The organism is Roseomonas sp. OT10, assembly GCF_020991085.1.
GTDB lineage: Bacteria > Pseudomonadota > Alphaproteobacteria > Acetobacterales > Acetobacteraceae > Roseomonas > Roseomonas cutis.
On record NZ_CP087719.1, the window covers coordinates 901961 to 923554 of the forward strand.

Sequence of the window (21594 nt, forward strand, 5' to 3'; positions counted from 1 at the left end):
CCTCATGCATCGGCCAGCGGCAGCCCGCGCGCGGCCAGGCTGCGGAACAGCGCGCCCGTGCCGAAGCGCCAGGGCGGGCACTCGTCCGTGCGCGCCACCGTGTTGCTCAGCGCGCCGAGGCGGGGGGAGGAGATGGTGACCACGTCGCCGGGCCTGTGGGTGAAGCCCATGCCGGGGGCGCCGCGGTCCTTGCTGGGCGAGAAGGGCGTGCCCAGGAACAGCACCAGGCCGTCCGGGTACTGGTGGTGGGCGTTGCTGGCCTGCGCCACGAGGTCGGCGGGGTCGCGGCTGATCGCGTCCACCCGGCCGCGCTCGTCCAGGGTGAAGCCGTCCTCCCCCGAAATGGTCAGCCGGACCTCCGCCTGCCGCACGTCCTCCAGCGTGAAGCCTTCGTCGAACAGCCGCAGCACGGGGCCCAGGGCGCAGGCGGCGTTGTTGTCCTTGGCGCGGCCGAGCAGCAGGGCCGAGCGTCCCTCGACGTCGCGCAGGTTCACGTCGTTGCCCAGCATGGCGCCCACGATCGCGCCGCGTGAGTTCACCGCCAACACCGCCTCCGGCTCCGGGTTGGACCAGTCCGAGGCGGGGTGGACGCCGATGCGGGCGCCGGGCCCGACCGCGCTCATCGGCTGCGCCTTGGTGAAGACCTCCGCATCCGGGCCGATGCCGACCTCCAGGTACTGGCTCCACCAGCCCTTCTCCACCAGCGAGCGCTTGACCGCCATCGCCTCCGGGCTGCCGGGGCGCAGGTTGGTCAGGTCGTCGCCGAGGATGCCGCGCACCTCCGCCCGGATCGTCTCCGCCTGGGAGGCGTCGCCCCGGCAGCGCTCCTCGATCACCCGTTCCAGCATGGAGCGGACGTAGGTCACGCCGCAGGCCTTGATCGCCTGCAGGTCGATCGGCGCCAGCAGCCGCCCCTGCGCCAGCGCGGCCGCCAGGTCGAAATCCAGGCGGCGTCCCCGCCCGCGGATCGCCGCCACCGGGTCGGGGGAATCCAGCCACGCGCTGGCGGTGCCGAAGGCGTGGGTGAGGTCGTGGGCCTCGCCCCCCTGCACGCCCAGCACCACGGGGCCTTCCGGCGTGTCCAGGCGGGCGGCGAAGCTGCCGCGGGTCCAGTCGTCGGGCAGGCGCGATGTCATGCGGCGTACTCCCACCGTTGCGGGCCGCTGCGGCCCTTGGCTTGGCCGCGGCCCCGGCGGCGCCGGGGGCGGGGCACCCCCTGTGTAGCCGCCCGCATTGGCGCTTGCCATCCGCCCCGGCCCGGTCGAGCATCCGGGCCATAAGCCCGGCCGGAAGCCGGGAAAGCCAATCGGGGGTAGGACGATGTCCAAGGTCACGCGGCGCGTGGCGCTGGGGGCGGGGGCGGCCCTGCTGGCGGCGCCGGCCCTGGTCCGGCAGGGCCATGCCCAGGGGGCTGCCGACCGGGGGGCCGCCAACCGGGGGGCCTTCAACTGGAAGCGTTTCTCCGGCGAGCGGATCGAGGTGAGCCTGACGGCGACGCCGCGCTCGCAGATCCTGGCACAATACAACAAGGAGTTCGAGGACCTCACCGGCATCAGGGTCGGCGTCGAGCAGATCCCCGAGCAGCAGCACCGGCAGAAATTCGCGATCGAGTTCGCCTCCGGCCGGCCCTCCTTCGACGTGGTGACGATCAGCCTGCATGTGAACAAGCGCCAGGTCGGGCGCGCGAAGTGGTGCATGGACCTGCGGCCCCTGCTCCAGGATGCCAGCCTGACCTCGCCGGAGTTCGACTTCGCCGATTTCAGCGCGGGCGCCGTGGCCTACAGCACCCAGTCGGACGGGCGGCTGGACACCATGCCGCACGACAACGACCTGTGGATCATCTACTACAACAAGGAGATGCTCGCCCAGCGCGGCCTCGCCATGCCGAAGACCTGGGACGAGTTCTACACGGCGGCCAAGGCGCTGACCGATCCGTCGAAGCAGCAGTACGGCTTCGTCGGCCGCGGGCTGCGCAACGCCAACGTGCCTGTCTATGCCTCCTTCCTGCTGGGCACGCAGCAGCGCGATTCCGTCGACCCGGCGACGATGAGGCTGATGACGGACACGCCCGATGCCATCTGGGCCGGGCAGATGTACCAGAAGCTGCTGCGCGAATGCGCGCCCCCCGGGGTGGTGGGCTTCAACTGGAACGAGAGCCAGACGAGCTTCATGCAGGGCCGCGCCGCCTTCTGGCTGGACGGCGTGGGCTTCGCCGCGCCGCTGGAGGACAGGCAGCGTTCCCGCGTGGCGGGCAAGGTGGGCTATGCCGTCGTCCCGGCCGGGCCGGCGCACCACCATTGCGCCCTGTTCGGCACGGGCATGGGCATCAGCGAGATGTCCAGCAAGAAGGAGCCCTCCTGGCTCTACGTGCAATGGGCGCTGAACAAGCAGAACCAGCTCCGCTTCCTCACCTCCGGGGCGGGCGCCCCGGCCCGCAGCTCGGCCTATCGCAACGAGGAGGCGATCGCCACCAGCCGTTTCCCGCGCGACTTCTTCACCACCCTGATCGAGAGCGGCAAGATCGCCCGCCCCGGCCTGCCGGAGATCGTGCCGGTGACGGAGTTCCGCGACACCATCGGCACGGCGCTGACCAACACGATCGGCGGCGCGGACGTGGCGGCGGAGCTGAAGCGCGCCACCGAGGCCTTCCGCCCGGTGCTGGAGCAGTCCGAGAGGGCGAGCTGAGCGCGCCGGGTTGACGTGGCGGCGCGGGGACGGCACCCCGCGCCGCGAGGCTTGTCCGAGAGAAGGCAGAACGATGAAGCAAGTGTCTCGCCGCATGGTGCTGGGGGCCGGCGCCTCGCTGCTGGCGGCCCCGCCCCTGGTGGAGCGCGCCAACGCCCAGTCCCGCTTCGACTGGAAGCAGTTCAAGGGCGAGAAGATCGAGGTCAACCTCGTCACCAACCCGCATGCCGCGCAGATGATCGCCGGCATGAAGGAGTTCGAGGACCTCACCGGCATCCGCGCCGCCGTGGAGCAGGTGCCGGAGCAGCAGCAGCGCCAGAAGTTCGCGATCGAGTTCGCCTCCGGCCGCCCCTCCTTCGACGTGGTCCTGGCCAGCCTGCACGTGAACAAGCTGCAGATGGGGCGGGCGAAGTGGTGCGCCGACCTGCGGCCGATGATCGCGGACGCGCAGATCACCTCGCCGGAGCTGGACCTCGCCGACTTCAGCCAGGGTGCGCTGGCCTATGCCACCCAGCCGGACGGGCGGATGGATTCGCTGCCCTTCGACGTGGATCACTTCATCCTGTACTACAACAAGGACCTGCTGGCGCAGCGCAACATCGCCGTGCCGAAGACCTTCGACGAGCTGTACACGGCGGCCAAGGCACTGACCGACCCGGCGAAGCAGCAATATGGCTTCGTCGGCCGGGGCCTGCGCAACGCCAATGTCGTGCTGTGGATGAACATCCTGCTCACCACGGCGCAGCATGGCGCGCTGGACGCGAACGGCAAGCTGGCGACGGATTCGCCGGACGCGGTCTGGGCCGGGCAGATGTACCAGAAGCTGCTGCGCGAATGCGCCCCGCCCGGCGTGGTCGGCTTCAATTGGAACGAGTGCCAGACGACCTTCATGCAGGGGCGTGCGGCCTTCTGGATCGACGGCGTCGGCTATGCTGCGCCGCTGGAGGACCCGCAGCGCTCCCGCCTCGCGGGCAAGCTGGGCTATGCCGTGGTGCCGGCCGGGCCGGCGCACCAGCATTCCTCCTTCTTCTGCTCGGGGCTCGGCATCGCCGAGGCGTCGCGCAAGAAGGGGCCGGCCTGGCTCTGGGTGCAGTGGGCGACGAGCAAGCCCAAGCTGATCCAGACGCTCAACACCGGCGCCGGCGCCCCGCCGCGCATCTCCTCCTACCAGAGCGAGGAGGCGCGCAAGGGCAGCCGTTTCCCGGCGCAGTACTTCGACACGCTGGTCGAGAGCATCCGCCTCGCCCGCCCGGGCCTGCCGGAGATGCTGCCGGTGACGGAGTTCCGCGACACCATCGGCACGGCGCTGACCAACACCATCGGCGGCGCGGACGTGGCGGCGGAGCTGAAGCGCGCCACCGACGCCTTCCGCCCGGTGCTGGAACAGTCCGAGAAGGGGACCTGACCGATGAGCGGCGTCGTGGCCACCGGCCCCATCGCTACCGCCCCGGTCGCCCGGCGCCGCAACTACGCGCGCCACTACGGCTGGTTCATCGTGCCGGCCGCGGTGGTGGTGATCGGGGTGATCCTCTTCCCCTGGATCTTCACCCTCTACATGTCGGCGCATGACTGGAAGATCGGCGGCGGCCAGACCTTCGTGGGGCTGGACAACTACCGCAAGCTCTTCACCGACGAGCGCTTCCTCTGGGCCATCCTGCGCACGCTCTACTTCACGGCGCTGGCCGTCATCCTGCCCATGGTGCTGGGCGTGCTGGCGGCCATGGCCTTCAACCGGAAGTTCCCCCTGCGCGGGCTGGCGCGGACCATCTTCATCCTGCCGATGATGGCGACCCCCGTGGCCGTCGCGCTGGTCTGGACGATGATGTTCCACCCCCAGCTCGGCGTGCTGAACTGGCTGCTGACCAGCCTGGGCCTGCCGCCCTCGCTGTGGATCTACGACGCCAAGACGGTGATCCCGACGCTGGTGATCGTGGAGGTCTGGCACTGGACGCCGCTGGTGATGCTGATCACGCTGGGCGGCCTCGCCTCCCTGCCGCAGGACCCCTACGAGGCGGCGAAGATCGACGGGGCGACGGCCTGGCAGAGCTTCCGCCACATCACCTGGCCGCTGCTGTTCCCCTTCGTCGTCGTGGCGCTGATCATCCGCACCATCGACGCGCTGAAGGCGTTCGATACCATCTACGTCATCACCCAGGGCGGGCCGGGCACGTCGAGCGAGACGATCAACATCTTCCTCTACCTGCAAGGCTTCGCCTACTACAACATGGGCTTCGCCTCGGCGGTGGTGGTGGTCTTCTTCTCCATGATCGTCCTGCTCGCCATGGGCCTGCTCTGGACCCGGCAGCGGGCGAAGGCGCTCTGACATGAACCACCGCCTCTCCCGCCTCCTGGAGCGCATCGGCTTCGGCTTCGCCGTGCTGATGCTGATCAGCCCGGCGCTGCTGGTCTTCCTGTGGATGCTCTCGCTCTCGCTGAAGAACGAGCTGGACAACACCGCCTTCCCGCCGGTCTTCATCCCCGACCCGCCGACGTTGGACAACTTCCGCTCCGTCTTCGAGCGCAACGACTTCCTGCTCTACACCTGGAACAGCATCGTCGTGTCCTTCGCCGCCACCGGCCTCGCCATCCTGATCGGCGTGCCGGCGGGCTACGGCATCGCCAAGATGAAGGCGACGCGGATGGCGGCGCTGATCCTGCTGGCGCGCATCACGCCGGGCCTGTCCTACCTGATCCCGCTCTTCCTGCTGTTCCAGTGGCTGGGGCTGACGGGGACGCTGACGCCGATCATCGTCACCCACCTGGTCATCACCGTGCCCATCGTCGTCTGGGTGATGATCGGCTTCTTCGAGGGGCTGCCGGGCGAGCTGGAGGAGGCGGCGCTGGTGGACGGCGCGACCATCTGGCAGGCCTTCCGCCACGTTGCCTTCCCGCTGGCCAAGCCTGGGATCACGGTCGCGGTGATCCTGTCCTTCATCTTCTCCTGGAACAACTTCGTCTTCGCCATGGTGCTGGCGGGGCGCGAGACCCGCACCCTGCCGGTGGCGGTGAACAACATGCTGACCTTCGAGCAGGTCTCCTGGGGCCCGCTCGCGGCCGCGGCGCTGCTGGTCACGCTGCCGGTGCTGGTGCTGACGCTGCTGGCGCAGAAGCAGATCGTCGAGGGGCTGACCGCCGGCGGCGTGAAGGGCGGCTGATCCCGGCGCGGGCGGGGGAGGGCACTCCCCCGCCCGGTCGGCGCGGCCTGTTCTCCAGACCTGGCCGGTTCGGCACTATGCCGCCTCGGATGCCAGGGACGCAGGACGCATGACCATCCCCATCATCGATGTCGGCGGCCTGCGCGACCCCGCCGCGCGCCCGGCCACCGTGGCGGCGCTGGGTGCCGCCTGCCGGGACACGGGTTTCTTCCTGGTGACCGGCCATGGGGTGCGCGATCCGGCGGCAGGCCTGTTCCCTGCCGCCCGGGCGTTCTTCGCCCTGCCGCCGGCGGCCAAGGACGCCGTGTCGATCCGGCGCTCCCCCCACAACCGGGGCTATGTCGCCCTGTCGGAGGAGCGGTTGCAGGCGGATGCCGCGCCGGACCGCAAGGAGGCCTTCAACATCGGCCTCGACCTGCCCCCGGACGATCCCGAGATCGTGGCGGGAATCCCCTTCCGGGGGGTGAACCTCTGGCCCGACCTGCCCGGCTTCCGCCAGACCCTCCTCGCGCATTTCCGGGAATGCTGGCGGCTCGGCCGGTTGCTGCACCGGGGCTTCGCCCTGGACCTGGGCGTGGCGGAGGATTTCTTCGAGGACAAGCTGGACCGCCCGATCGCGACCCTGCGCCTGCTCCGCTACCCCGGGGGCGGCCCGGAGGGTGGCGATGCCGCCGCGCCCGGTGCCGGGGAACATACCGACTACGGCAACGTCACCATCCTCGCCACCGACGGCACGCCCGGGCTGGAGGTCCGCACCCGGGCCGGCGAGTGGATCGCGCCGCCCGCCATGCCGGGCGCCTTCGTCTGCAATATCGGCGACTGCCTGATGCGCTGGTCGAACGGCACCTACCTCTCCACCCCGCACCGCGTCCGGGTGCCGGAACGGGAGCGCTTCTCGGCCGCCTTCTTCCTCGACCCCAATCCGGAGGCGCCGGTCGTGGCGCTGCCGCCCTGCGTCCCGGCCGGGGAGGCGCCGCGCTGGCCGCCGACGACCGGGGCCGACTACCTGCGGGAACGGCTGGACGCGACCTATGCCCACCGCAATGCCCCGGGGCGCGCCCCGGCCGGGATGTAGCCGGCCCCGGTTCACCTGCCGGGCGATCCGGCCTATTCCGGCCGGCGCATGTCCCAGCCCCCCACCGTGCTCCAGGTGCTGCCCGCCCTCGTCTCCGGCGGCGTCGAGCGCGGCACCGTGGAGATCGCCGAGGCCCTGGCCGGCGCCGGCTTCCGCGCCCTGGTCGCCTCGGCCGGCGGGCCGCTGGTGGCGGAGCTGGAGGCAGTGGGCGCCCGCCACGCCACCCTGCCGCTGGACCGCAAGTCTCCCCTGGCCCTCGCCGCCAATGCCCGCGCGCTGGAACGGCTGATCCGGGCGGAGGGGGTGGACATCGTCCATGCCCGCTCCCGCTTCCCCGCCTGGTCGGCGCTGGCGGCGGCACGACGCACGGGCGCGCGCTTCGTCACCACCTTCCACGGCGTCTACAGCGAGAGCTTCCCGGGCAAGCGGCTCTACAACTCCGTCATGGTGCGCGGCGACCGGGTGATCGCGATCAGCGAGCACGTCGCCGGCATCATCCACGCCCGCTACGGCACCGGTCCCGACCGTCTGCGCATCATCCCGCGCGGGGCGGACGTGACCCGCTTCGACCCCGCGGCGGTCCCCTCGGACCGGGTCGCCGCCCTGCGCGCGGCCTGGGCCGTGCCGGAGGGGCGGCCGGTGGTCCTGCTGCCCGGCCGTCTCACCCGCTGGAAGGGGCAGGCGGTGCTGCTGCGCGCCCTGGCACGGCTGCTGCCCGACCCGCCCTTCGGGCTGCTGGTGGGCGAGGGGGGGATGCGCGCCGAACTGGAGGCGGAGGCGCGCCGGCTCGGCCTCGCCGGCCACGTCGCCCTGCCGGGGCTGACGCGGGACATGCCGGCGGCGCTGCTGCTGGCGGATCTGGTGGTCCATGCCAGCACCGCGGCCGAGCCCTTCGGCCGCACCGTGGTCGAGGCCCAGGCGATGCGCCGGCCCGTCATCGCCGCCGATCTGGGCGCCCCGCGCGAGACGGTGGAGGAGGGGGTAACCGGCTGGCGCGTCCCGCCGGACGACCCGGAGGCGCTGGCGGCGGCCATCCGCCGCGCCCTGGCCCTGCCGCCCGAGGCCCGCGCCGCCCTGGGCATCCGCGCCCGGGCCGCCGTGCTGGCGCGCTACACCACCGCCGCGATGCAGGCCGCGACGCTGAACGTGTACCGGGAGCTGCTGTGAGCGACGCCGGGCAGATCCTCGTCATCAAGCTGGCCGCGCTGGGCGACATGGTGCAGGCCTTCGGTCCCTTCGCGGCCATCCGCGCCCACCATCCCGGGGCGCGCATCACCCTGCTGACCACCCCGCCCTTCGCCGAGCTGGCCCGCCGCTCGCCCTGGTTCGACGAGGTCTGGACGGAGGGCCGCCCGCCCGCGGGGGACTGGCGGGCGCTGTGGCGGCTGGCGCGGCGGCTGCGGGCCGGGCGCTTCGACCGGGTCTACGACCTCCAGACCTCCGGGCGGTCCTCGCGCTATCGCTGGCTGGTCGGGGGCCGGGCGGAATGGTCGGGCATCGCCCGCGGCGCCAGCCACCCGCATGCCAACCCGGCGCGGGACACGATGCACACGCTGGAGCGCCAGCGCGAGCAGCTGGAGATGGCGGGGCTGCGCGACTTCCCGGAGCCGGACCTCTCCTGGCTCGCCGCCGACCTGTCACGCCTGGGCCTGCCGGACCGCTTCGCCCTGCTGGTCCCCGGCGCCAGCCCCGGCCGCCCGGCCAAGCGCTGGCCGCACTTCCCGGCGCTCGCCGCCCGGCTGCCGCTGCCCGTCGCCGTGGCCGGCGGACCGGCGGAGGCGCCGCTGGCCGAGGCGATCCGCGCCGCCCGCCCCGATGCGCTGGACCTGACGGGGAAGACCTCGCTTTTCGAGCTGGGCGCGCTGGCCCGCCGCGCCGCCCTGGCGGTGGGCAACGACACCGGCCCAACCCATGTGGCCGCGGCGGTGGGCTGCCCGACGCTGGCCCTGTTCGGCGCCGACAGCGACCCGGCGCTCTCGGCGCCCCGGGGGCCGCGCGCGGCCGTGCTGCGACGCCTGCCGCTCGAGGCGCTGGAGCCGGAGGCGGTGGTCGCGGCGCTGCAAGCAATGGGAGCGCTGGCAGAGGGCGGAGAGGCCGGGGGGATGCCGCCCCTGCCAGGCTCCGTCTGATACGGACGGCAGGATGCCCCGATCCGTGCCGGCGTGGGGTGCGTCCGTGGCCCGGGGGCAAGGCTCTGCCTTCCCCCCGTACCCCCCATCCGCCAGGACCCTGCGGGCCCTGGACCCGATCAGCGCTGCCGCGGGACAGCCGGACATGGGGTCACGGCGCCGAGGAGCCATGCTCCTCGGCGAGTACGGCCGCAGCCCGCGCTGACGCCTTCTGAAGCCTTTTCAGAGTCCCGCCTGTCCGCGCTCCGTCAGGGTTCAGCCCAGAGGCTGACGCCCACCGGAAGCACCAGACTCCCAGCGGGGACCGGGGCCCGCTTGTGGCCCCGGCAGGGGAGGGTCTAGGAGGGGACGGCGTCCCCTCCCGGTCCGACGCCGGAACATGACGGCACGACAGGCCAGGTCATCCCGCCGTTGGCATGAGCGCCCCTCGATCCACGGGGGGTGCGTGACCATCTACCGTTCACTGCCCCGGGGGCCGGCGCGGAACGGACGCGCTGGTGCGGCCCGTGGCAGTGGGACGCTGCCGCGCGCGCGCCTCGCTTGACGCATGGCGACGCGCGCCGCAAAGGTCGCGCCCCTTTACCCCTGTACCAGAGGACTGGCCTTTTCCGATGCCCGTGATCACCCTGCCTGACGGATCCTCCCGGTCGTTCGACGGGGCGGTGACGGGCACGCAGGTCGCGGCCGATATCGGGCCGGGCCTCGCCAAGGCGGCGCTCGCCATGGTGCTGGACGGGAAGGTGGTGGACCTCGCCACCCCGATTGAGGCCGATGCGGCGGTGCGCTTCGTCACCCGCAAGGACCCGGAGGCGCTGGAGCTGATCCGGCACGACGCGGCGCACGTGCTGGCCGAGGCGGTGCAGGAGCTGTTCCCCGGCACCCAGGTCACCATCGGCCCGGCGATCGAGGACGGCTTCTACTACGACTTCGCCCGCAACGAGCCCTTCACCCCGGAGGACTTCCCGGCGATCGAGGCGAAGATGCGCGAGATCGTCGCGCGCAACGCCGGCTTCGTGCGCGAGGTCTGGCCGCGCCAGGTCGCCATCGACTTCTTCGAGGCGAAGGGCGAGCGCTACAAGGCGGAGCTGATCCGCGACCTGCCCGAGGACGTGCCGATCAGCATCTACCGCCAGGGCGAGTGGCTCGACCTCTGCCGCGGGCCGCACATGCGCTCGACCGGCGACATCGGCTCCGCCTTCAAGCTGATGAAGGTGGCCGGGGCCTATTGGCGCGGCGACCACCGCAACGCCATGCTCTCGCGCCTCTACGCCACCGCCTGGCGCGACCAGAAGGAGCTGGACGCCTACCTCCTCCGGCTGGAGGAGGCGGAGCGCCGCGACCACCGGAAGATCGGCAAGGAGATGGACCTGTTCCACCTCCAGGAGGAGGCGGTCGGCTCCATCTTCTGGCATCCCAAGGGCTGGAAGCTCTACCGGGTGCTGGAGGACTTCATGCGCCGCCGGTTGGATGCGGCGGACTACCAGGAGGTGCGGACCCCGCAGCTCGTGGACCGCAAGCTCTGGGTGGCCTCGGGCCACTGGGAGAAGTTCCGCGAGAGCATGTTCATCGCCACCGTCGAGGACGAGTCCGAGAAGGACCGCGTGCTCGCGCTGAAGCCGATGAACTGCCCCTGCCACGTGCAGATCTTCAACCAGGGCCTGCGCAGCTACCGCGAGCTGCCGTTGCGCATGGCGGAGTTCGGCGCCTGCCACCGCTACGAGCCCTCGGGCGCCCTGCACGGCATCATGCGAGTGCGCTCCTTCACCCAGGACGACGCCCATATCTTCTGCACCGAGGAGCAGATCGCGGGCGAGACCGTCCGCTTCGTCGACCTGCTCTCCTCCATCTACCGCGACCTGGGCTTCGACAGCTTCCGGGTGAAGTTCTCCGACCGGCCGGAGAACCGCGCCGGCACGGACGCGACCTGGGACCAGGCGGAGGGCGCGCTGCGCGACGCCTGCATGAGCGCGGGCGTCGAGTACGAGCTGAACCCGGGGGAGGGCGCCTTCTACGGCCCCAAGCTGGAGTTCGTCCTGCGCGACGCCATCGGCCGCGACTGGCAGTGCGGCACCCTGCAGGTGGACTTCGTCCTGCCGGAGCGGCTGGAGGCGGAGTACGTGGCCGAGGACGGGTCGCGGAAGCGCCCGGTCATGCTGCACCGCGCGATCCTGGGCAGCTTCGAGCGCTTCCTGGGCATCCTGATCGAGCAGCATGCCGGACGCTTCCCGCTCTGGCTGGCGCCGGTGCAGGTGGTGGTGGCGACCATCGTCAGCGACGCGGACGGCTTCGCCCGCCAGGCGGTCGAGGCCCTGCGCGCCCAGGGCATCCGGGCGGAGCTCGACCTGCGCAACGAGAAGATCAACCGCAAGGTCGCCGACCACATCGCCGGGCGCGTCCCGGTGCTGGCGGTGATCGGCCGGCGCGAGGCCGAGGAGGGCGCGGTGGTGCTGCGCCGGCTGCCGGGCCGCGAGCAGGAGACCGTCCCGCTGGCCGAGGCGGTGCTCCGGCTGGCGGAGGAGGCGACGCCCCCGGACCTGCTACCCCGCGCGGCGGCGCCGGGGCAGCCGCAGAAGGTGGTTGCAGCGGCCTGAGCCGCGCACCATAAAACGCAAAACGATCGAAACCAAAACAGGAGCAGACCCTGGCCCGAGGCCCTATCCCGAACCAGCTTCCCACCCGCGACGGCCCTCGCGTGAACGAGGAGATCCGCGTCCCGCAGGTCCGCCTGATCGACCAGGACGGCGAGATGCTGGGCGTCATGAGCGCCCGCGACGCCCTCCTGCGCGCCTATGACGCCGGCATGGACCTTCTGGAGATCAGCCCGAACGCGGTCCCGCCGGTGTGCAAGATCACGGATTTCGGGAAGTTCAAGTACGAGCAGCAGAAGAAGGCCAACGAGGCCCGCAAGAAGCAGAAGGTCGTCGAGATCAAGGAGATCAAGGTCCGTCCGAACATCGACGACCACGACTACGAGGTGAAGATGCGGGCCGCGAAGTCTTTCATCGAGGAGGGCGACAAGGTGAAGGTCACCCTTCGCTTCCGCGGCCGCGAGATGGCGCACCAGGATCTCGGCGCCAAGGTGCTGGAGCGCATCCGCACCGAGCTGAGCGAGATCGTGAAGGTGGAATCCATGCCCCGGCTGGAGAACCGCCAGATGGTCATGGTGCTGGCGCCGAAGTAACGGCCGCCCCGCCTGCGCGACGCCCGTGCCGGGCCCGGCCACCGCCGGGACCCGGTGCCGTCGTCTTCAGGCTCCGTCTTCAGGCAACGGCCTCGCCCCGGCCCAGCCGCAGCAGGGCGTGGAAGGGGCAGCCGCCGGACTTGCGACGCTTGCGCACGGTGGCGGCGTAGCGGCCGGGGCGGTGCTCCGCCTCCTGGCTGGGGGCGACCACGTCGCGCATCCAGCCCTCCCATTCCTCCGCCGTCAGGGCCGCCAGCCCCGCCGTGGTCTCCGACCGGTCCAGCACCGGCTCGGCATAGGCCGCCTGGGGCACCGGCACGGCCTGGAGGAAGGGCATCCCCCGCCGGAAGCTCACCGGCTCCCCGGTGCGGGCGATCCGGAAGTTGGCGAAGAGCGGACCGGCCCAGAGATCGGTCTCCACCACCCCCTCGAAGGCCACCGCCCCCGCCACGCCGGGCATGTTCGCGGGCGCGCGCAGCCACAGGCTCCAGCCCGGGGCGGTGCGGGCGAGCAGCCCCGTCCAGACCTGCACCATGCCCGCTTCCGGCAGGGCGGTGAGGAAGGGGGGCGAGTAGCCCTGCGCCGCCTCGGGCGCCGCCGCGTCGAAGGCCGCGGCGAAGTGGGGGAACTGCGCCGCCTCCAGCGGCAGCCAGCCCTCGAAGGCCTCCGCGCAGGCCCACCAGACCCGCTCGCCGTCGAAGAGCAGGTCGAAATCCGTCGGCGGGGAGAGCCACCAGCCGAACCCCGTGGCGGTCGTCACTGCGTCGCACCAGCGGGCGGCGCGCACCGGCAGCATGCCCAGCGCGTCGCGCCCGGCCCGCTCGGGCAGGGGCATGCCGGGGATCACGGCGCGGAAGCGGATGGTGGGGCTTTCGGTCATGGCCGTCATCGTGTCCGTGTCTCTCACCGATCGCGGGGTGGCCGGGCGCGGGAGGGGGCCCCGCGCCCGGCCCGGGCTCAGCCGCGGCGCAGCCCGGCGCCGACGCGGACCTTGCCCGCATCCGCCACGGCGGCGGGGCGCAGCTTCAGCCCGGCACCCACGCGGACCTTGCCGCTGTCGGCCACGGCGGCCGGGGTGGCGGGGCGGCGCAGACCGGCGCCGACGCGGACCCGGCCCTGGTCGGCGATGGCGGGGAGGGAGGCGAGCGGGAAGGTCATCGGAATCTCCATGTCAGGAGCGGCCCGGGGGGTGCCGCCCGTGGTATCGGACGCCGGGGAGCGGCCGATGACGGGACGATAATCCTAGGAATTTAGAGCCGTCAACGGGAATATTGACCTATTAATCCGCCTTTTGTCCTTGACGGCGTTTTCACGCGCGGCGCATCCCTTCTCACGCGCGGATTCACGGCGCCGGGACGAAGCTGTGGCCACCGACAGGGAAACCTCCGCGATGGCCGGCCCGATCTCCGACGATCACGACACGTTGCTGATGGAGGTGCTGGTCGCCGCCCGCCGGCTGCTGGCCTTGCAGTCGCGCCTGGATTCCGGCGCGCGAGCCGCCGGCTGCCTGGCCGAGGCCATCGACCGCGACTTCCTCCTCTTCGACCTGCACGACGCGGCGCGCGACCTGCGCGAGGCGGTGGAGGCCGCGGAGGCGATCACCAGCGCCCGCTCCCTGGGCGGGCTGCTCCCGAAGACCCGGCCGGTGCAAGCCATGAGCGGCTGAGGCGCCGGGGTCCGGCGCGCCGCCCCCGGAACGGGCGCGGCCACCGCCGGTCGGCGCGGCCGCTGCCGCGCGACCGGGTTGGGCGCCGGGCGGAACAATACAGGGACCGTCTTCCTTGGCGGCGGCGCTGCGCTAGGCTGCGCCGCGCATGTGCGTGTTCGTTCCTTCCCTGCGGTTGCGCCTCACCCTGCTCGGCGCCACCGATGCCTGGAGCCTGACCAGCGAACGGGTCCTGCCCCGCGGCCGCAAGACGCGGGCGCTGCTGGCGATCCTGGCCCTGGCGAACGGCCAGCCGGTCTCCCGGCTGCGCCTGGCTTCGCTCCTCTGGTCCCGCAGCGCGGTCGAGCAGGCCCGCGGCAGCCTGCGCCAGGCGCTGCATGAGCTGGCCAGCGCCCTGGCACCGGCCGGGCCCGGGCTGCTGAGCGCCGGGCGGGATGCTGTCACGCTGGACGCGTCCCAGGCCTGGGTGGATGCGCTGGAAGGGCTGCGCGCGACCCCCGATCGGCCGGAGGCGCTGGAGCTGCTGGGGGCGCCGCTGCTGCCCGACCTGGACGGGCTCTCCCCCGCGCTCGATTCGTGGCTGGCCGACGAGCGGTCCCGCCTGCAGGCGCAGGCCAGGGCCCTGGCCGGCCGGATCCTCCAGGCCGGCCCTCCCGCCGCGCAGGCCGCCGCTGCCGCCTGCCTGCGTCGCCTGGAGCCGGCGTTGGCGGTCGTCCCGGGCGGCGTGCCGCAAGGGCCGCCGTCCCGCCCCGCCGCCCCGCGCCGCGGCATCCGCCTGGGCGTGCCACCGCTGGCCGTCTCCGGCGGGACGGAGGACGCGCATCTGGCGGCGGCGCTGGCCGAGGAGATCACCGCCGGGCTGGCGCGCTTCCGCTGGCTCTTCCTGGCCGATCCCGCCACCCTCGCCGCCAGCCCCGACCCGGTCGCCATGGCCGGCCGCATGGGGCTGGATGCCGTGCTGCTCGGCTCCGTGCAGCGGGACGGGGCGCGGGTGCGGGTGGCACTTCGCCTGGTCGAGCCGGAATCGGGCGACCTGCCGGCCGGCGCGGCCGGGCCGATGCAGCGCGCCGTGCTGTGGTCCGCCCGCTTCGACCGCGAGGGCGAGGACCGCTTCACGCTGCAGGACGAGATCGCCGCGGCCGTGGTCGCCCGGCTCGACCCGGAGCTGCTGCTGATGGAGGGCCGCCGTGCGCTGTCCCGGCCGCCCGCCGATGCCTCGGCGCACGACCTGCTGCTGCGGGCGATCCCCGCGCTGCACGCGCTGGAGCGCAACGCCTTCGAGGAGGCGGGCCGTTCGCTGGAGGAGGCGATCCGGCGCGACCCCGACTATGCCGCGGCGCATGCCTGGGCGGCCTGCTGGCACATCCTGCAGGTGGGCCAGGGCTGGGCCCCGGATCACGAGGCGGCCCTGGCCCGGGCGGAGGCGCTGGCCGCCCGCGCCACCGCGCTGGACCCGGCCGACGCGTTGGCGCTGACCGTGCGCGGCCATGTCCTGGCCTATCTGCACCACCGGCCGGAGGAAGGCTGCGCCCTGCACGAGCGCGCGCTGGCGCTGAACCCGAACCTCGCCATGGCCTGGGTCTTCTCCGGCCTGGCCCACAGCTATTGCGGGCGGCACGAGGCCGCACTGGACCGGCTCGCCCGCTACGCCCGCCTCGCGCCGCTGCACCCGCTGGCCTTCTTCTTCGACGCGGCGCAACTGGTGCCGCTGATGCTGCTGGGCCGGCACGAGGCGGTGATCGAGGCGGCGCGGGCCGTCGTGGCCCTGCACCCCGCCTTCTCCTTCCCGCTGCGCCCCTGGCTGGCGTCGCTGGGCTGGCTGGACCGGCCGGAGGCGGCGGAGGTGCGGACCCGGCTGCTGGCGCTGGAACCGGGACTGACCATCCGTGCCGCCCTGCGCCGTGCCCCGCTGCGCGAGGCGGACCGCGCGCTCTACGCCGAGGGGCTGCGCCGGGGCGGGCTGCCGGAAGGCTGAAACGCGCTCCGGCGAACGGCCGCGGGCGCCGTGCCGGTCCGGGCGGCCGCGTCATACGCGCGGCGTGAGGCCTCGATCCGTGCCGGCGTGGGGTGCGCCCGTGGCCCGGGGGCAAGGCGCTGCCTCGCCCCCGTACCCCCACTCCGCCAGGACCCTGCGGGCCCTGGACCCGAGGGGCGCTGCCGCGGGACAGTCTGCGACGGGGTCGAGGCGCCGAGGAGCCATGCTCCTCGGCGGGTACGGTGTCCGCACTTGCAGACGCCTTTGAAGCTTTATTGGAGTCCCGCCTGTCCGCGCGCCGTCAGGGTTGAGCCCGCAGGCTGACGGCAGCCCTGTAGAGCCAATTCCCAGCGGGGACCGGGGCCCGCTTGTGGCCCCGGCAGGGGAGGGCCTGGGAGGGGACGGCGTCCCCTCCCGGTCCCCCGCCCGAACACCACGGCACGCGGTATCACTCGACCGTCGCGCCGGAGCGGCGGACGATCTCTGCCCAGCGTTTCACCTCGCCCTGGACGAACGCCTCGAAGGTCGCCGGGCTGGTGCCGCCCTGGGGCGTCAGGCCGGGGGGCATGCCGCCCAGGTCGGCCAGCCTCGCGGCCGTCTCGGGCTCCCGCACGACCGCGTCGATCTCCGCGCCCAGCTTCTCTACGATAGGGCGGGGGGTGCGGGCGGGGGCCTGGATGCCGAACCAGGCCGTGGCCTCCACACCCGGCAGCCCTTCCTCGGCCGTGGTCGGCACGGCGGGTAGGGCGGGGGTGCGCTGGGCCGTCGTCACCGCCAGCGCGCGCAGCCGGCCGTCCCGGGTATGGCCGATGGCGGAGGGAAGGTTGTCCACCCCGGCCTGCACGCGGCCGGCGATCACCTCGGCCAGCATGGGCCCGGCGCCGCGGAAGGGGACGTGGATCATGTCGATCCCCGCCTCCACCTTCAGCAGCTCTCCCGTCATGTGCAGGGAGGTGCCGGCACCGGAGGAGCCATAGTTCACCTTGCCCGGATTCGCCTTCGCATAGGCCACCAGCTCGCGCAGGGTCTGCACCGGCATCTCGTTGGTCACGAAGATGACGTTGGGCACCTTCACCGCGAGGCCGACGGCGGTCAGGTCCTCGGGCCGGTAGGGCATGCGGGTGCCGTAGAGCGCGTAGTTGATGGCGCCGCTGCTGATCGTCTGCATCAGGATCGTGTAGCCATCCGCCTCGCCCTTCGCGACGAGGTCGGAGCCGATGTTGCCGCCCGCGCCGGCGCGGTTCTCGATGGGGAAGGGCTGGCCCAGGCGCTGCTGCAACCGCTCCGCCAGGATGCGCGCTACGAGGTCGGTCGTGCCGGCCGGCGGGAAGGGAACCACCAGCCGGACGGCGCGTGTTGGCCAGTTTGCCGGGGCCTGGGAGAAGGAGCGGCGCGGAACGAGGCTCGCGGCGAGCAATCCGAGAGGGACGGCGGACAGCCGGCGGCGGGTCGGATGGGTCATGCTTCCTCCTGTGCCGGCCTCTCGTCGGGGCGTTGTGGATTCCGCCCGGTGCCGGCTTCGGCACCTGTCCTGCCGCAGCTGACGCCGCTCTTGCAAGGTTTCCCGTCCTGGCCGGTACTGGGCGCGGACGGAGGATGCAGCCGGATGGGATTCGTACGCCTCTATGCCCGGGTGCTGGGGGTCCTCGCGCCCGACCGATGGGTGGCGATCGGCCTGGCCCTGTCCGCGCTCGCCCTGGCCGGGCTGCAGTTCCTCGAGCCGGTGCTGTTCGGCCGGGTGGTGGACGTGCTGTCCTCCACCGACCGGCTGCCCGCCGACGAGGTCTGGCGCCAGGCCGTCGCCCTGCTGGTGGTCTGGGGCGCGGTCGGGCTGACGGGCATCGCCGCGAACGTCGCCACCTCCCTGCTCGCCGACCGCATGGCGCACCGCAACCGCCTGACCGCGATGCACCGCTACTTCCAGCATGTCCTGGCCCTGCCGCTCTCCTTCCACGGGGACACGCAGTCGGGCCGGGTGATCAAGGTGATGCTGGTCGGCACCGACCACCTTTTCTCCGTCTGGCTGTCCTTCTTCCGCGAGCACCTGGTCACCTTCATCTCCGCGCTGGTGCTGCTGCCGCTGACGGTGATGCTGAACTGGCGGCTGTCGCTGCTGCTGATCGTGCTGGTGGTGGTCTTCGTCGCCGTCTCCACCTGGGTGATCCGCAACACCCAGGAGGCGCAGGAGCATGTGGAAGGGCTGCAGACGCAGCTCGCCGGCAACGTGCAGGATGCCCTGTCCAACGTGGTGGTGGTGCAGGCCTTCACCCGGATGAATGCCGAGAGCCGGATGTTCGGCGACATCATCCGGCAGGTGCTGGACCACCAGTTCCCCGTGCTGAACTGGTGGGCGGTGGTGTCCGTGCTGACGCGCGGGGCCTCCACCATCTGCGTCATCGCCATCTTCCTGCTGGGCACCGTCCTGCACATGCGCGGGCAGGCGACGGTGGGCGAGATCGTCTCCTTCATGGGCTTCGCCAACATGCTGATCGCCCGGATGGAGGGCGCGGTCGGCTTCGCCTCCCGCCTCGTGCTGCAGCGCCCGGCGCTGGAGGAGATGTTCGAGGTGCTGGACGCCCGCTCCACCGTGCCGGAGAAGCCGGGGGCGATCGAGCTGGGCCGCGCGCGCGGCGAGGTGCGGTTCGAGAACGTGGCCTTCGGCTATCCCGGCGGCCCGCGCATCCTGAAGGACGTCTCCTTCACCGCGGAGCCCGGCCGCACCCTGGCGCTGGTCGGCCAGACGGGGGCGGGCAAGTCCACCGCCATGTCGCTGCTCCAGCGCCTGTGGGATCCGGTGGAGGGGCGGGTGCTGCTGGACGGGCACGACCTGCGCGACATCAGCCTGGACAGCCTGCGCAGCAACATCGGCGTGGTGTTCCAGGATTCGATGCTGTTCAACCGCACCATCCGCGAGAACCTGCTGGTCGGCCGCCCCGATGCGACGCAGGAGCAGATCGAGCACGCCTGCCGCATGGCGGAGGCGCACGACTTCATCCAGCGCCAGCCCAACGGCTACGACACGATGATCGGCGAGCGCGGCAGCACGCTCTCCGGCGGGCAGAAGCAGCGCCTCTCCATCGCCCGCGCGCTGCTGAAGGACCCGCCGGTGCTGATCCTGGACGAGGCGACGAGTGCGCTGGACACGGCGACGGAGGCGCGGGTGCAGAAGGCGCTGGCCGCGTTGATGGCCGGGCGGACCACCTTCATCATCGCCCACCGCCTCTCCACCGTGCGCGACGCCGACGAGATCCTGGTCTTCGAGGCCGGGCTGATCGCCGAGCGCGGCAACTTCGACGAGCTGGTGGCCCTCGGCGGCCGCTTCGCCGAGCTGGTCCGCACCCAGCTCGCCGGCACGGCGGCGGCGCAGCCGCGCGTCCCCGCCCCGGTGGGCTGAACGCCCGGGCCCGATCCCGCGGCGGGGCCGGCGCCGGTCGCGCAGGGGTGAGGGGCGGCCATCCCGTTCTTCTTGCGCTGCTGCAATCAGCGGTGGCAGCATCTTCCGTCCACAACGGCGTGCCGGCGCCGCTGCGGCACAGCGTGGCGCCGGGCCGACCGCAACGGGAGGCTGTACCATGACGATTGCCGAGATTCTGAAGGGCAAGGGCGACCAGGTGGTCTCGGTCTCGCCGGGGGACAATGCGGCGTCCATCGCCCGGACGCTGGCCCAGTACCGGATCGGTGCCGTCCTGGTGCGCGGCAGCGGCGGCGAGGTGCTGGGCATCGTCAGCGAGCGTGACATCGTCCGCGCCTTCGCCTCGCATGGCGAGGAGCTGCCCCGCATGACGGCCGAGGCCCTGATGACCCGCAACCTCACCACCGTCACGCCCTGCACCGCCGTCCTGGAGGCGCTGGGGACCATGACGGACCGGCGCATCCGCCACCTGCCGGTGATGGTGGAGGAACGGCTGGCTGGCATGGTCTCCATCGGCGACCTGGTGAAGGCCCGCATCGGCGAGGTGGAGTACGAGGCGGAATCGCTGCGGACCTACGTCGCCACCGGCGGCTGAGGCGGTCGGCCGGCGCGGCGCAGCCTGCCTGTCGTGGCGGCGGCGCTGCCTCCCGGCGGGGCAGGCGTCGGCCGGCTGGCGGCGGGCCGGCCCGCGAGGGCCCTTGCGGAGCGGAAGGCGTGGCCCCGATAGTTTGCGGGTTCGCGTCATCCCCTGCCGGAGAGGGACCCGCCGCATGCCTGTCACCCGTCGTACCCTGGCTGCCGCCTTGGCCGCCCCCTTGGCCGGCCTCGCTGCCGCCCCGCTGCTGGGGCGCGCGGCGCAGGCGCAGACGAAGTGGCAGTTCGCCACCCCCTATCCGGACGGCAACTTCCACACGCGCAACATCCGCGCCTTCGTCGAGGCGGTGCAGCAGGCCTCGGGCGGGAAGCTCGCGATCCAGCTCCACACCAACGGCGCGCTGCTGCCCATGCCGCAGATCAAGCGCGGCGTGCAGCAGGGGCAGGTGGAGCTGGGCGAGATCCTGCTCTCCGCCTACGGCAACGAGGACCCGTTCTTCGAGGTGGACGGCATCCCGCAGCTCGTCGCCGACTATGCCCAGGCGAAGCGGCTGATGGAGCTGGCGAAGCCCAAGATCGAGGCGCGCTTCCAGCGCCAGGGCCTGTCGCTGCTGTTCATGGTGCCCTGGCCGCCCTCGGGCTTCTACAGCAACACGCCGATCGAGACGATCGAGGCGCTGCGCGGCACCCGCATGCGCACCTTCAACGTCATGACCAACCGCTTCGCCACCCTGGTCGGCGCCGCGCCCACCCTGGTGCAGGCGGCCGAGATTCCCCAGGCCTTCGCGACGGGGGTGGTGAACACCATGGTCACCAGCGCCGCGACCGGGGTGGACAGCTCCGCCTGGGACTACGCCAAGATCTTCACCCCCGTCGGCTTCACCCTGACGCGCAACGCCGTCTTCATGTCCCGCCGCGCCTTCGAGGCGCTGCCGGCCGAGGTGCAGCAGGCGGTGCGCGCCGCCGCCGCGACGGCCGAGGCGAATGGCTGGACGCTGTCCGAGGAGGCCGCCACCAGTGCCCAGGCGACGCTGGCAGGCAAGGGCATGACGGTGAACCAGCCGACGCCGGCCCTGCTCGACGGCATGGCCAAGGTCAGCCAGACGATGGTCGACGAATGGCTGACCCGCTCGGGCGAGGACGGCAAGGCCCTGATCGCCGCCTATCGCCAGGGCGGCTGAGGCGTGCTCCGCCGCGCGCTGGACGCGCTCTACCGCGCCAGCGCCGGCCTCGCCGCGCTGTCGCTCCTGGGCATCTTCCTGGTGATGATGGGGCAGGTCGCGCTGCGGGAGCTGGGGCGGCAGCTTCCGGCGGCCGACGACATCTCCGCCTATCTCTGCGTCGCCACCACCTTCTTCGCCCTCGCCCATACCTTCCGGCGCGGCGAGCTGATCCGCGTGGGGCTGTTGCTGGAGCGCCTCTCCCCCGGGCCGCGGCGGATCGCGGAGCTGGTGGCGCTGGCGCTGGCGGCGCTGCTGGTGGGCGCCATCGCCTGGCACACCGGGCTGGACGCGATGTTCTCCTGGGAGATCGAGGAGGTCGCCCAGGGCACGGTGCCGATCCCCCTGTGGATTCCCAAGCTCGCCATGCCGCTCGGCGCGGGCATCCTGCTGCTGGCCATCCTGGAGGAGTTCGTGGACGTGCTGCGCGGCCGCATCCCCTCCTACGTCGCCGCCGCCGCGGAACGCGCGGCGGCCGGCGACTTCTCCGCGGAGGTGTGAG

The 21594-nt window shown here is 72.5% G+C and carries 19 protein-coding genes; 15 read left to right on the forward strand and 4 right to left on the reverse strand.

Features of this window, described 5'->3' with window-relative positions:
• Nucleotides 1-2: 2 nt before the first annotated feature.
• Entirely contained in the window at nt 3-1136 is a 1134-nt protein-coding gene (locus LPC08_RS04150; RefSeq protein ID WP_230451480.1) for a fumarylacetoacetate hydrolase family protein, read from the reverse strand.
• A 184-nt stretch (nt 1137-1320) separates the two neighbouring features.
• Here LPC08_RS04150 and LPC08_RS04155 point away from each other — a divergent pair, with 184 nt between their 5' ends.
• From LPC08_RS04155 to infC, 9 genes are all read left to right on the forward strand, one after another.
• On the forward strand, nt 1321-2685 hold the full coding sequence (locus LPC08_RS04155; protein ID WP_304622060.1) for an ABC transporter substrate-binding protein: 1365 nt from the start codon (nt 1321-1323) through the stop codon (nt 2683-2685).
• 73 nt (nt 2686-2758) lie between these two features.
• Entirely contained in the window at nt 2759-4090 is a 1332-nt protein-coding gene (locus tag LPC08_RS04160) for an ABC transporter substrate-binding protein (protein ID WP_230451481.1), read from the forward strand.
• 3 nt (nt 4091-4093) lie between these two features.
• Complete coding sequence (locus tag LPC08_RS04165; RefSeq protein ID WP_230451482.1) at nt 4094-5008, forward strand: carbohydrate ABC transporter permease; 915 nt, start codon at nt 4094-4096, stop codon at nt 5006-5008.
• Between the two features lies 1 nt (nt 5009).
• Nucleotides 5010-5840 carry a carbohydrate ABC transporter permease gene (locus LPC08_RS04170; RefSeq protein ID WP_230451483.1) on the forward strand — a complete coding sequence of 277 codons (831 nt, stop codon included), beginning with the start codon at nt 5010-5012 and terminating at the stop codon, nt 5838-5840.
• Between the two features lie 109 nt (nt 5841-5949).
• Nucleotides 5950-6915, forward strand: coding sequence for an isopenicillin N synthase family dioxygenase (locus LPC08_RS04175; protein WP_230451484.1), 966 nt, complete (start codon nt 5950-5952; stop codon nt 6913-6915).
• 48 nt (nt 6916-6963) lie between these two features.
• A complete protein-coding gene (locus tag LPC08_RS04180) occupies nt 6964-8082 on the forward strand; it encodes a glycosyltransferase family 4 protein (protein ID WP_230451485.1) in 1119 nt (372 codons plus the stop codon).
• A 47-nt stretch (nt 8083-8129) separates the two neighbouring features.
• Complete coding sequence (locus LPC08_RS04185) at nt 8130-9044, forward strand: glycosyltransferase family 9 protein (protein WP_230452977.1); 915 nt, start codon at nt 8130-8132, stop codon at nt 9042-9044.
• A 611-nt stretch (nt 9045-9655) separates the two neighbouring features.
• Nucleotides 9656-11635, forward strand: coding sequence for a threonine--tRNA ligase (thrS, locus tag LPC08_RS04190; protein WP_230451486.1), 1980 nt, complete (start codon nt 9656-9658; stop codon nt 11633-11635).
• Between the two features lie 65 nt (nt 11636-11700).
• Entirely contained in the window at nt 11701-12225 is a 525-nt protein-coding gene (infC, locus tag LPC08_RS04195) for a translation initiation factor IF-3 (RefSeq protein ID WP_230452978.1), read from the forward strand.
• 79 nt (nt 12226-12304) lie between these two features.
• On the opposite strand, the gene LPC08_RS04200 is transcribed toward infC, so the two are convergent.
• Both LPC08_RS04200 and LPC08_RS04205 read right to left on the reverse strand, forming a co-directional pair.
• Nucleotides 12305-13105 carry a DUF6065 family protein gene (locus tag LPC08_RS04200; RefSeq protein ID WP_230451487.1) on the reverse strand — a complete coding sequence of 267 codons (801 nt, stop codon included), beginning with the start codon at nt 13103-13105 and terminating at the stop codon, nt 12305-12307.
• 77 nt (nt 13106-13182) lie between these two features.
• Nucleotides 13183-13383: a hypothetical protein gene (locus LPC08_RS04205; protein WP_230451488.1), complete on the reverse strand. Its 201-nt coding sequence runs from the start codon at nt 13381-13383 to the stop codon at nt 13183-13185.
• Between the two features lie 232 nt (nt 13384-13615).
• Between LPC08_RS04205 and LPC08_RS04210 the strand changes: the two genes are divergently transcribed.
• Together LPC08_RS04210 and LPC08_RS04215 are read left to right on the forward strand one after the other, a co-directional pair.
• Nucleotides 13616-13891, forward strand: a complete 276-nt coding sequence (locus LPC08_RS04210; protein WP_230451489.1) for a hypothetical protein — start codon at nt 13616-13618, stop codon at nt 13889-13891.
• A gap of 148 nt (nt 13892-14039) precedes the next feature.
• On the forward strand, nt 14040-15866 hold the full coding sequence (locus LPC08_RS04215) for a hypothetical protein (RefSeq protein ID WP_230451490.1): 1827 nt from the start codon (nt 14040-14042) through the stop codon (nt 15864-15866).
• Nucleotides 15867-16314: 448 nt separating this feature from the next.
• Here the strand turns inward: LPC08_RS04215 and LPC08_RS04220 are convergent, their stop codons facing one another.
• Nucleotides 16315-17328 (reverse strand): Bug family tripartite tricarboxylate transporter substrate binding protein, encoded by a 1014-nt coding sequence (locus tag LPC08_RS04220; RefSeq protein ID WP_230451491.1) that lies wholly within the window; start codon nt 17326-17328, stop codon nt 16315-16317.
• Between the two features lie 144 nt (nt 17329-17472).
• Here LPC08_RS04220 and LPC08_RS04225 point away from each other — a divergent pair, with 144 nt between their 5' ends.
• From LPC08_RS04225 to LPC08_RS04240, 4 genes are all read left to right on the forward strand, one after another.
• Nucleotides 17473-19260: a glucan ABC transporter ATP-binding protein/ permease gene (locus tag LPC08_RS04225; protein WP_230451492.1), complete on the forward strand. Its 1788-nt coding sequence runs from the start codon at nt 17473-17475 to the stop codon at nt 19258-19260.
• 178 nt (nt 19261-19438) lie between these two features.
• Complete coding sequence (locus tag LPC08_RS04230) at nt 19439-19873, forward strand: CBS domain-containing protein (RefSeq protein WP_230451493.1); 435 nt, start codon at nt 19439-19441, stop codon at nt 19871-19873.
• Nucleotides 19874-20048: 175 nt separating this feature from the next.
• Nucleotides 20049-21053 carry a TRAP transporter substrate-binding protein gene (locus tag LPC08_RS04235; protein ID WP_230451494.1) on the forward strand — a complete coding sequence of 335 codons (1005 nt, stop codon included), beginning with the start codon at nt 20049-20051 and terminating at the stop codon, nt 21051-21053.
• Between the two features lie 3 nt (nt 21054-21056).
• A complete protein-coding gene (locus LPC08_RS04240) occupies nt 21057-21593 on the forward strand; it encodes a TRAP transporter small permease (protein ID WP_230451495.1) in 537 nt (178 codons plus the stop codon).
• The last annotated feature ends 1 nt before the right edge of the window (nt 21594 follow it).

What these genes read in the sequence shown, in the direction of transcription:
- LPC08_RS04150 (WP_230451480.1), bottom strand. Translation starts at nt 1,136, where the DNA reads ATGACATCGCGCCTGCCCGACGACTGGACCCGCGGCAGCTTCGCCGCC.
- LPC08_RS04155 (WP_304622060.1), top strand. Translation starts at nt 1,321, where the DNA reads ATGTCCAAGGTCACGCGGCGCGTGGCGCTGGGGGCGGGGGCGGCCCTG.
- LPC08_RS04160 (WP_230451481.1), top strand. Translation starts at nt 2,759, where the DNA reads ATGAAGCAAGTGTCTCGCCGCATGGTGCTGGGGGCCGGCGCCTCGCTG.
- LPC08_RS04165 (WP_230451482.1), top strand. Translation starts at nt 4,094, where the DNA reads ATGAGCGGCGTCGTGGCCACCGGCCCCATCGCTACCGCCCCGGTCGCC.
- LPC08_RS04170 (WP_230451483.1), top strand. Translation starts at nt 5,010, where the DNA reads ATGAACCACCGCCTCTCCCGCCTCCTGGAGCGCATCGGCTTCGGCTTC.
- LPC08_RS04175 (WP_230451484.1), top strand. Translation starts at nt 5,950, where the DNA reads ATGACCATCCCCATCATCGATGTCGGCGGCCTGCGCGACCCCGCCGCG.
- LPC08_RS04180 (WP_230451485.1), top strand. Translation starts at nt 6,964, where the DNA reads ATGTCCCAGCCCCCCACCGTGCTCCAGGTGCTGCCCGCCCTCGTCTCC.
- LPC08_RS04185 (WP_230452977.1), top strand. Translation starts at nt 8,130, where the DNA reads ATGGTGCAGGCCTTCGGTCCCTTCGCGGCCATCCGCGCCCACCATCCC.
- thrS (WP_230451486.1), top strand. Translation starts at nt 9,656, where the DNA reads ATGCCCGTGATCACCCTGCCTGACGGATCCTCCCGGTCGTTCGACGGG.
- LPC08_RS04200 (WP_230451487.1), bottom strand. Translation starts at nt 13,105, where the DNA reads ATGACCGAAAGCCCCACCATCCGCTTCCGCGCCGTGATCCCCGGCATG.
- LPC08_RS04205 (WP_230451488.1), bottom strand. Translation starts at nt 13,383, where the DNA reads ATGACCTTCCCGCTCGCCTCCCTCCCCGCCATCGCCGACCAGGGCCGG.
- LPC08_RS04210 (WP_230451489.1), top strand. Translation starts at nt 13,616, where the DNA reads ATGGCCGGCCCGATCTCCGACGATCACGACACGTTGCTGATGGAGGTG.
- LPC08_RS04215 (WP_230451490.1), top strand. Translation starts at nt 14,040, where the DNA reads ATGTGCGTGTTCGTTCCTTCCCTGCGGTTGCGCCTCACCCTGCTCGGC.
- LPC08_RS04220 (WP_230451491.1), bottom strand. Translation starts at nt 17,328, where the DNA reads ATGACCCATCCGACCCGCCGCCGGCTGTCCGCCGTCCCTCTCGGATTG.
- LPC08_RS04225 (WP_230451492.1), top strand. Translation starts at nt 17,473, where the DNA reads ATGGGATTCGTACGCCTCTATGCCCGGGTGCTGGGGGTCCTCGCGCCC.
- LPC08_RS04230 (WP_230451493.1), top strand. Translation starts at nt 19,439, where the DNA reads ATGACGATTGCCGAGATTCTGAAGGGCAAGGGCGACCAGGTGGTCTCG.
- LPC08_RS04235 (WP_230451494.1), top strand. Translation starts at nt 20,049, where the DNA reads ATGCCTGTCACCCGTCGTACCCTGGCTGCCGCCTTGGCCGCCCCCTTG.